Source organism: Streptomyces sp. NPDC093064 (assembly GCF_044754605.1).
In the GTDB taxonomy this organism is placed as follows: domain Bacteria; phylum Actinomycetota; class Actinomycetes; order Streptomycetales; family Streptomycetaceae; genus Streptomyces.
Genome location: NZ_JBIVPK010000101.1, coordinates 1 through 11,233, shown reverse-complemented (window position 1 = coordinate 11,233; position 11,233 = coordinate 1). Strand labels below are relative to the sequence as shown.

At 72.9% G+C, this 11,233-nt stretch carries 1 protein-coding gene; it reads left to right on the top strand.

Annotated elements, in window-relative coordinates; translation table 11 throughout:
* Positions 1-11,233, top strand: an 11,233-nt coding sequence (locus ACIQFZ_RS42305; protein ID WP_402693862.1) for an SDR family NAD(P)-dependent oxidoreductase, incomplete at both ends; no start/stop codon positions are given.

The window sequence follows — 11,233 nt, the reverse complement described above, 5'->3', positions numbered from 1 at the left end:
GCTTCCCGGGCGACGTCGACTCGCCCGAGGACTTGTGGCGCCTGGTCAGCGAGGGTACGGACGCCATCTCCGACTTCCCGGCCAACCGCGGCTGGGACGTCGACTCCCTGTACGACCCGGACCCCGAGCACACCGGCACCTCGTACACCCGCTCCGGCGGATTCCTGCACGACGCCGCGGAGTTCGACGCCGACTTCTTCGGCATGAGCCCGCGAGAGGCGATGGCCACCGACTCGCAGCAGCGTCTGCTGCTGGAGACCTCCTGGGAGGCGATCGAGCGGGCCGGTATCAACCCGCACACCCTGCGCGGCAGCACGACCGGTGTGTTCGCGGGCGTCATGTACCACGACTACGGCAACCTGCTGGGCGGCGAGGAGTTCGAGGGCTTCCAGGGCAGCAGCGCGGGCAGCGTCGCTTCCGGCCGGGTCTCGTACACCTTCGGCTTCGAGGGTCCGGCCGTCACCGTCGACACCGCCTGCTCCTCCTCCCTGGTGGCCCTGCACTGGGCCGCCCAGGCACTGCGGTCCGGCGAGTGTTCACTCGCCCTGGCGGGCGGTGTGACCGTGATGTCGACGCCCACCGCGTTCGTCGAGTTCTCCCGCCAGCGGGGTCTGTCGCCCGACGGCCGGTGCAAGGCGTTCTCGGACTCGGCGGACGGTGTCGGCTGGTCCGAGGGTGTCGGCATGCTCCTCCTGGAGCGGCAGTCCGATGCGATTCGCAACGGCCACCGTGTTCTCGCCGTGGTCCGTGGCTCCGCCGTCAACCAGGACGGTGCGTCCAACGGCCTCACCGCCCCCAACGGGCCGTCCCAGCAGCGGGTGATCCGCCAGTCACTCGCCAGTGGCGGGCTCTCGACCGGCGACGTGGACGTCGTCGAGGCGCACGGTACGGGTACGACGCTGGGTGACCCGATCGAGGCCCAGGCCCTGATCGCCACCTACGGCCAGAACCGCCCGGAGGACCGCCCCCTGCTGCTCGGCTCCGTGAAGTCCAACCTGGGCCACACGCAGGCCGCGGCCGGTGTCGCCGGTGTCATCAAGATGGTCATGGCGATGCGGCACGGCGTACTGCCCCGCACCCTCAACATCACCGAGCCGTCCTCGCACGTCGACTGGACCGCCGGTGCCGTCGAGTTGCTCACCGAGCAGACCGAGTGGCCCGAGACGGAGCGGGTGCGCCGCGCCGGTGTCTCCTCCTTCGGCATCAGCGGTACGAACGCCCACGTCATCCTGGAGCAGCCGGCGAAGGTGATCCAGGGCACGGTGGTCGCCGCTTCGGTGCCGGAGGCGGACGCGGTGGAGCCCTCGGTGGTGCCGTGGGTGCTGTCCGGCAGGTCGCCGGAGGCGCTGCGTGACCAGGCCGCCCGCCTGCTCACGCACGTCCGGCTGACGCCCGGACTGCGTCCCGCCGACGTGGCGCTCTCCCTCGCGACCCAGCGTTCCCTGTTCGCCCACCGCGGCGTGGTGCTGGCCACCGAGCACGAGGAGACGGTGCACGCCCTGGCCGCCCTCGCGTCCGGTGAACCCCACCCCTCCGTCGCCACCGGAACCCCCACGTCGGGCCGTCGTGCGGCGCTGTTCTCGGGTCAGGGATCCCAGCGGCTCGGCATGGGCCGTGAGTTGTATGGACGGTTCCCGGCGTTCGCTGAGGCTCTGGATGCCGTTCTCGCCGTCTTGGACGGTGAGTTGGGTGGTTCGCTGCGGGAGGTGATGTGGGGTGAGGACGCCGGTCTGCTGAACGAGACGGGGTGGACTCAGCCCGCCCTGTTCGCCGTCGAAGTCGCCCTCTACCGCCTCGTCGAGTCCTTTGGAGTGACGCCAGACTTCGTGGCTGGACACTCCATCGGTGAGATAGCCGCCGCGCACGTCGCCGGGGTCTTCTCGCTGGAGGACGCGGCGCGTCTGGTGGCTGCTCGTGGTCGTCTGATGCAGGCGCTGCCGGCCGATGGTGCGATGGTGGCCGTCCAGGCCACCGAGGACGAGGTCACCACGCATCTCACCGACGGGGTGTCGATTGCCGCGCTCAACGGACCTACGTCCGTGGTCGTTTCGGGCGCCGAAGGCGCCGTGCTGGAGCTGGCCGCGCGATTCGAGTCGGAGGGCCGGAAGACGACCCGGCTGTGTGTGTCCCACGCCTTCCACTCGCCCCTGATGGATCCGATGCTGGACGAGTTCCGCACGGTGGCGGAGGAGTTGTCGTACGCCACCCCGGTGATCCCGGTGGTGTCGAACCTGACCGGTTCCCTGGCCACGGCCGAGGAGCTGTGCTCGCCCGAGTACTGGGTGCGCCACGTCCGTGAGGCGGTCCGCTTCGCCGACGGGATGGCCACGCTCCAGGAGCAGGGTGTGACGACGTTCCTGGAGCTGGGTCCGGACGGGGTCCTCTCCGCGATGGCGCAGGAGTCGCTGACCGGCGGCGAAGCCGTCACGATCCCGCTGCTGCGCAAGAACACGGCCGAGGAGCGCGCGGCCCTGGCCGCCCTCGGCCGGCTGCACGCCACCGGCACCCGCGTCGACTGGGCCGGGTTCCTGGCCCCCACCGGCGCCGGCCCCCTCGAACTGCCGACCTACGCCTTCCAGCACCGGCCCTTCTGGCCCGCCGCCAAGCGCGACGCCACGGACGTCAACTCCGTCGGCATCAGCGCGGCAGCCCACCCGCTGCTGAACGCGGTCGTCGAACTCGCCGAGGGCGAGGACCTGGTCTTCACCGGGCGCCTGTCGCTGCACTCGCACCCGTGGCTGGCCGACCACGCCGTCCACGGCACCGTCCTGCTGCCGGGCACGGCCCTCCTGGAGATGGCGGTCCGCGCGGGCGACGAGGTCGGCTGCGACCACGTCGAGGAACTGACCCTGGCCGCCCCGCTGGTGCTCTCCGCCCAGGGCGCGGTCCGCACCCAGGTGCGGGTGGGCGTCGCGGACGCCGCCGGACGCCGTACCGTCACGGTCCACTCGCGCCCGGAGCAGTCCACCGACGCCCCCTGGACCCAGCACGCCACCGGCGTCCTCGCCACCGGGCTCCCGACGGCCGCCGCGCCGTTCGACGCCACGGTGTGGCCGCCGGCGAACACCGAGCCCGTCGACCTGACCGGCTTCTACGAGGCACGCGAGGCCGAGGGCTTCGCCTACGGTCCCACCTTCCAGGGCCTGCGGGCCGCCTGGCGCCGCGGCGACGAGGTGTTCGCGGAGATCGCGCTGCCGGACGGCGCACAGAAGGAAGCCGAGAGCTTCGGCCTCCACCCGGCGCTGCTCGACGCCGGCCTGCACGCCGCCTGGCTCGCGGCCCCGGCCGGTGACGGCACGAGCGGCAGCGTTCCGTTCTCCTGGAACGGCGTCTCGCTGCTCGCCTTTGGCGCCTCGTCCGTCCGTGTCCGGCTCGGCCGCGACACCGACGGCACGCTGACACTGGCCGTCGCCGACACCACCGGCGCCCCCGTGGCCGTCGTCCGGGCGCTCACCATGCGCGCCGTGTCCGCGGAGGCGCTCGGCTCCGCCGCGGCACTCGTCCGCGACTCCCTGTTCCGCCTCGACTGGACCCCGGTCACCGGAACCGCGGCCACTCCGGCGGAGACCGCGGAGCCGACGGCGGAGATCGTCGGTGAGGACCCCTTCGGGCTCGTCGAGAGCCTGCGGGCGGTCGGCACCGAGATCGGCCGGCGCCCGTCCCTGACGGGCGGCGCCGAGCTGCCCGACCTGGTGCTGCTGCCCGTCGCCGCCCAGGAGCACGAGGAGGGGGCCGACACCCCGGCCGACACCTTGGTCGACACCCCGGCCGTCACCCACGCCCTCACTCGGCACGTGCTGGAACTGGTGCGGACCCGCCTGGAGGACGAGCGTCACGCCGCCACGAGGTTCGTCTTCGTGACCCGGGGCGCGACCACCGGCCACGACCTGGCCGCCGCCGCGGTCTGGGGTCTGGTGCGCTCGGCCCAGTCCGAGAACCCGGGCTGCTTCGGCCTGATCGACCTCGATCCCGAGACCACCCGTCCGCTCCCGCTCGCCGCCCTCCTGGGCGACGAGCCGCAGCTCGTCGTGCGCGGCGACGAACTCCGCGCCGCCCGTCTGGTCCGTCGTCCCGCTCCCGCGACCGATGCGGTTTCGGTGTTCGGTGGGGAGGGTGCGGTGCTGGTGACGGGTGGTACCGGTGGTCTGGGTGCTGTGCTGGCGCGTCATCTGGTGGCCGGGCACGGGGTGCGTGATCTGGTTCTGGTCAGTCGTCGTGGTGGTGAGGCCGCGGGTGCGGCCGAGTTGGTGGCGGAGTTGGCGGAGTCGGGTGCGCGGGTCACGGTCGTGGCGTGTGATGTGACGGATCGTGCGGCGGTGGCCGAGTTGGTGGCCGCGCATTCGGTGTCGGCGGTGGTGCACTCCGCCGGTGTGCTGGACGACGGCATGGTCGCCTCCCTCACCCCGGAGCGGCTGTCGGGTGTGCTGCGTCCGAAGGTGGACGCGGCCTGGAACCTGCACGAGGCAACGCGCGGTCTGGATCTGGACGCGTTCGTGGTGTTCTCGTCGGTCGCGGGTGTCTTCGGTAACCCGGGTCAGGCCAACTACGCGGCGGGCAATGCCTTCCTGGACGGCTTGATGGAACACCGCCGGGCCGCGGGTCTGCCGGGTCTGTCGCTGGCCTGGGGGCCCTGGGAGCAGACCGGCGCCGGCGGCATGACCGGCACGCTCTCCGACGCGGAACTCGAGCGGCTCGCGGCCTCCGGCGTGCCCCCGCTCGCCGTCGAGCAGGGTCTGGCCCTCTTCGATGCCGCGCTGTCCACCGACGACGCCGCGCTCGTGCCCGTCCGGCTCGACCTGCCCGCCCTGCGCGGTCAGGGCGATGTGCCGCCGCTGCTCCGTTCGCTGATCCGGGGCCGCTCGCGCCGTGCGGCGGTCGCGGGCTCGGCGACGGCGACCGGTCTGCGCGACCGGCTCGCCGTCCTGGACGCGGTCGAACGGCGGGAAGTGCTCGTGGACCTCGTCCGCGGCCAGGTCGCCCTGGTGCTCGGCCACGCCGACGCCACGGCCGTCCACCCCACGCGCGCCTTCCGGGACCTCGGCTTCGACTCGCTCACCTCGGTCGAACTGCGCAACCGCCTGAAGACGGTCACCGGACTGCGCCTGCCCGCCACGATGGTGTTCGACTATCCGACCGTCGAGGTCCTGGTCGACTTCCTCCTGGACGAACTCCTCGGCACCGAAGCCGACATGCAGCTCGTGCAGCGCGGCACCGCGGCTGTGGCGGACGACCCGATCGTCATCGTGGGCATGGCCTGCCGCTACCCGGGCGGGGTGGCCTCGCCCGAGGACCTGTGGCGCCTGGTCACCGAAGGCACGGACGCCATCAGCGCCTTCCCGGTCAACCGCGGCTGGGACGTGGAGAACCTGTACCACCCGGACCCCGACCATCCCGGCACCGCGTACACCCGTTCCGGTGGGTTCCTGCACGAGGCGGGGGAGTTCGACCCGGGCTTCTTCGGGATGAGCCCGCGTGAGGCGCTGGCGACGGATTCGCAGCAGCGGTTGCTGCTGGAGGCGTCGTGGGAGGCGATCGAGCGGGCCGGTATCGATCCGGTCGGTCTGCGGGGCAGTGCGACCGGTGTGTTCGCCGGTGTGATGTACAGCGACTACAGCGCGATGCTGGCGAGCCCCGAGTTCGAGGGCTTCCAAGGCAGTGGCAGCTCGCCGAGCGTGGCCTCCGGCCGTGTCTCGTACACCTTCGGTTTCGAGGGGCCGGCGGTGACGGTGGACACCGCGTGTTCGTCGTCGCTGGTGGCGATGCACTGGGCGATGCAGGCGCTGAGCTCGGGTGAGATCTCGCTCGCGCTGGCCGGTGGTGTGACCGTGATGTCGACACCGGGAGTCTTCGTGGACTTCGCGCGGCAGCGGGGTCTGTCGCCCGACGGGCGGTGCAAGGCGTTCTCGGACTCGGCGGACGGTGTCGGCTGGTCCGAGGGTGTGGGCATGCTGGTGCTTGAGCGGCAGTCGGACGCGATCCGCAACGGGCACGAGATCCTCGCGGTCGTCCGTGGCTCCGCCGTCAACCAGGACGGCGCCTCCAACGGCCTCACCGCCCCCAACGGGCCCTCGCAGCAGCGCGTCATCCGCCAGGCCCTTGCCAGCGGTGGACTCTCGACCGGTGACGTGGACGTCGTCGAGGCGCACGGCACCGGTACGACGCTGGGTGACCCGATCGAGGCGCAGGCGCTGCTGGCGACCTACGGCCGTGACCGCGACCCGGAGCACCCGCTGCTGCTGGGCTCGGTGAAGTCGAACATCGGTCACACGCAGGCCGCGGCCGGCGTCGCCGGTGTCATCAAGATGGTCATGGCGATGCGCCACGGCGTGCTGCCGCGCACCCTGCACGTCGACGTCCCGTCCTCGCACGTCGACTGGACCGAGGGCGCGGTCGAACTGCTCGCTGAGCAGACCGCGTGGCCCGAGACGGAGCACGTGCGTCGTGTAGGTGTGTCGTCCTTCGGCATCAGCGGTACGAACGCCCACGTGATCCTGGAGCAGCCGGCGAAGGTGATCCAGGGCACGGTGGCTGGTGCTTCGGCACCGGAGCGGGATGTGGTGGAGCCCTCCGTGGTGCCCTGGGTGCTGTCCGGCAAGACGCCGGAGGCGCTGCGCAGCCAGGCGGCGAAGCTGCTCGCTTCGGTGGAGGCACACCTCGACCGTCCGCTCGTGGACGTCGGTTCCTCCCTCGTCACCGCCCGGTCGCTGTTCGAGCACCGCGCGGTCGTCCTCGCCACCGACGTGGACACCTCGGCCCGCGCCCTGGCGGCCCTCGCGGTGGGCGAGCCCGACTCCGCAGCCATGTCGGGTCCGGCCCGCACAGGCCGCTCGGCGGCGCTGTTCTCGGGTCAGGGGTCGCAGCGGCTCGGGATGGGTCGTGAGTTGTATGGTCGGTTCCCGGTGTTCGCTGAGGCTCTGGACGCCGTTCTGGCGGTGCTGGATGGTGAGTTGGGTGGTTCGCTGCGGGTGGTGATGTGGGGTGAGGACGCCGGTCTGCTGAATGAGACGGGGTGGACTCAGCCCGCCCTGTTCGCCGTTGAAGTCGCGCTCTACCGCCTCGTCGAGTCCTTCGGAGTGAGGCCGGACTTCGTGGCCGGTCACTCGATCGGTGAGATAGCCGCCGCGCATGTCGCCGGGGTGTTCACCCTTCAGGACGCCGCCCGTCTGGTGGCTGCTCGTGGTCGTCTGATGCAGGCGCTGCCGGCCGGTGGCGCGATGGTGGCCGTCCAGGCCACCGAGGACGAGATCGCCCCGTACCTCAGCGATGAGGTGTCGGTCGCCGCCGTCAACGGGCCTACGTCGGTGGTCGTCTCGGGTGAGGAAGGCGCCGTACTGGAGGTTGCGGCGCGGTTCGAGGCGGAGGGCCGCAAGGCGACGATGCTGCGGGTGTCGCACGCGTTCCACTCGCCGCTGATGGACCCGATGCTGGACGAGTTCCGGGCGGTGGCCGAGGGGTTGTCGTACGCGGCGCCTGTGATTCCGGCGGCGTCGAACCTGACCGGCACTCTCGCCACGGCCGAGGAGTTGTGCTCGGCCGAGTACTGGGTGCGTCATGTCCGTGAGGCGGTCCGCTTCGCCGACGGGGTGACCACGCTCGAGGAACAGGGTGTGACGACGTTCCTGGAGCTGGGTCCGGACGGTGTCCTCTCCGCGATGGCGCAGGAGTCGCTGACCGGCGACGAGGCCGTCACCGTCCCGGTCCTGCGCAAGGACCGTGACGAGGAGGCCACCGCGGTCGCCGCGCTCGCCCGCCTGCACACCAGCGGACTGCGGATCGACTGGTCCGCCCTGTTCGCCGGTACCGGTGCGGGCCGCGCGGAACTGCCGACGTACGCGTTCCAGCACCAGTGGTTCTGGCCCGCGGCCCCGCTCGGCGGCGGCGATGTCCGCGCCGCCGGTCTCGGCTCCGCCGAGCACCCGCTGCTCGGCGCCGCCGTCGAACTCGCCGCGGCCGAGGGCGTGCTGTTCACCGGCCGCCTGGCACTGCACTCCCACCCCTGGCTCGCCGACCACGCCGTCGACGGCACCGTCCTGCTGCCGGGCACGGCCCTCCTGGAGATGGTGGTCCGCGCCGGCGACGAGGTCGGCAGCGACCGGGTCGAGGAACTGACCATCACCGCGCCGCTGGTCCTGCCCGAGCGGGGCGCCGTTCAGGTCCAGGTCGCCGTCGAGGCACCCGACGCCGCCGGCCGCCGCGTCGTGGGCGTGTACGCACGTCCCGAGGGCGCCGGCGACACCGCCTGGTCGCAGCACGCCGCCGGTGCGCTGGCTCCCGCCGGCAGCGGTCCGGCCCCCGCCGTCCTTGATACCACCGTCTGGCCGCCCGAGGGCGCCGAGGCCGTCGACGCCGACGGGTGCTACGAGGAGTTCGCCGAGGCCGGATTCGCGTACGGACCGGTCTTCCAGGGTCTGCGCGCGGCCTGGCGCCGCGGTGACGAGTGGTTCGCCGAGGTGGCTCTGCCGGAGGGCACCGAGAACACGGCCGCCGGCTTCGGTCTGCACCCGGCCCTGTTCGACTCCGCGCTGCACGCCCTGCTGCTGGCCCCGGCCGCCGACGGCGGCACGGCCGGACTGCCGTTCTCCTGGACGGACGTCTCGCTGCACGCCTCCGGCGCCACCGTGCTCCGCGTCCGACTGACGCCGACCGGCGACCGGACGCTGTCCGTCAGCGCCGTGGACCCGTCCGGCACGCCGGTCGTCTCGGTGGGCTCCCTGGTCACCCGGAGCGTCACCGGACTCGACACCACGGGTACCGACACGCTGCTGCGTGACGCGTTCTTCGGCGTCGAGTGGACCCCCGCCCAGGGATCCGAGGCGGCCCCCGCGACCGTCGCGCTCCTGGGTACGGACGGCGACCCGCTCGGGCTCGCCGCCGCGCTCACCGGCGCCGGCACGACCGTGCAGACCTACACGGACGTCGCCGCCCTGGTGGCCGCGACGGTCGCCGCGGACCGGCCCGGGCCGGACGTGGTCGTCCTCGGTGTCGCCTCGCACGACGACGAGCCGGCCTCCGACGCGGCACACCGGCTCGCCGCCGCTGCGTTGGACACCGTCCAGAGCCGGCTGTCCGACGACCGGCTCGCCGGTGCCCGCCTCGTCCTCGTGACGCGTGGCGTGGTCGACACCCGGGATGCCGGCGCCGCGGCCGTCCACGGTCTGGTCCGTGCGGCCCAGACCGAGAACCCCGGCGCCTTCGGCCTCGTCGACCTGGACGGGACCCCCGAGTCGGCCGCCGCCCTCGCCGCGGCGCTCGGCTCCGCCGAACCGCAGCTCGCGCTGCGCGCCGGCCGGCCGCACGCCGCCCGGCTCGCCCGGCTGGCCCGTCCCGCCGACGCCGCCGCGCCCACCGCGTGGCAGGCCGACGGCACGGTCCTGATCACCGGCGGCACCGGCGGCCTCGGCGCCCAGTTCGCCCGACACCTCGTCGACGCCTACGGGGTCCGCAACCTGCTGCTGGTCAGCAGGCGCGGCGGTGACGCCCCCGGCACCACGGAACTCGTCGCCGAACTCATCGCGCACGGCGCCGATGTGACGGTCCAGGCCTGCGACGTCGCCGACCCGGACGCCGTGAACGCCCTGGTCGCCGGGGTCCCGGCGGCGCACCCGCTCACCGCGGTCGTGCACACGGCGGGCGTCCTCGACGACAGTGTCGTCGGCTCCCTCACCGGGGAGCGGCTCGCCCGGGTGCTGCGCCCGAAGGTGGACGCGGCCTGGAACCTGCACGAGGCCACCCGCGACCTGGACCTGGACGCGTTCGTCGTGTTCTCGTCCGTGGCGGGCGTCTTCGGCGGCGCAGGACAGGCCAACTACGCGGCCGGCAACGCTTTCCTGGACGCGCTCATGGAGCACCGCCGCACGGCCGGCCTGCCGGGCCTGTCGCTGGCCTGGGGGCCCTGGAACCAGGCGGGCGGCATGACGGAAACCCTCTCCGACACCGAGGCGGAACGGCTGACGCGGGCCGGGATGCCGCCCCTCGCGGCCGAGCAGGGCTTCGCCCTCTTCGACGCGGCGCTCGCGGCCGACGCCGAGGACACCACCGGCACCGCCCTGGTCGTCCCGGTCCGGCTCGACCTGGCGGCGCTCGCCGCGCGGGGCGAGGTGCCCGCGGTACTCCGCGGTCTCGTCCGGACCCGCACCCGGCGCACGGTCGCGGGCGGAACCGTCACCGCCGACGGGCTCGTGGCACGCCTGACCGCGCTCACGGCCGAGGAACGCCGGGAGGCCCTCCTCGACCTGGTCCGCACCCAGGCGGCCGTGGTCCTCGGACACGCCGACGCCGCGTCGGTGGACACCGCGGCCCAGTTCCGGGACGTCGGCTTCGACTCGCTCACCGCGGTCGAGTTCCGGAACCGGCTGAGCGCGGCCACCGGACTGCGCCTGACCGCGACGCTGGTCTTCGACTACCCGAACGCGGTCACGCTCGCGAACCATCTGCACGACGAACTCTTCGGCGCCGAGACCGAGTCGACGCTCCCGGTGAAGCAGCTGCCCGCCACGACCGACGACCCGATCGTCATCGTGGGCATGGCCTGCCGCTACCCGGGCGGCGTCGCCTCGCCCGAAGACCTGTGGCGACTGGTCCTCGAAGGCACGGACGCCATCACCGATTTCCCGGCCAACCGCGGCTGGGACATCGAGGCGGTCTACGACCCGGACCCCGAGCACCTCGGCACGTCGTACACCCGCTCCGGCGGATTCCTGGAGAACGCCGGGGAGTTCGACCCGGGCTTCTTCGGGATGAGTCCGCGTGAGGCGTTGGCGACGGATTCGCAGCAGCGGTTGCTGCTGGAGGCGTCGTGGGAGGCGATCGAGCGGGCCGGTATCGACCCGGTCGGTCTGCGGGGCAGTGCGACCGGTGTGTTCGCCGGTGTGATGTACAGCGACTACGGCTCCATCCTCGGCGGCAAGGAGTTCGAGGGCCTCCAGGGCCAGGGCAGCGCGGGCAGCGTGGCCTCCGGCCGGGTCTCGTACACCTTCGGCTTCGAGGGTCCGGCGGTCACGGTCGACACCGCGTGCTCGTCGTCGCTGGTGGCGATGCACCTCGCGGCGCAGGCGCTGCGGGCCGGCGAGTGCTCGCTCGCGCTGGCCGGCGGTGTGACGGTCATCTCCACCCCGGGCACCTTCGTCGAGTTCTCCCGCCAGCGGGGTCTGTCGCCCGACGGGCGGTGCAAGGCGTTCTCGGACTCGGCGGACGGTGTCGGCTGGTCCGAGGGCGTGGGCATGCTGGTGCTTGA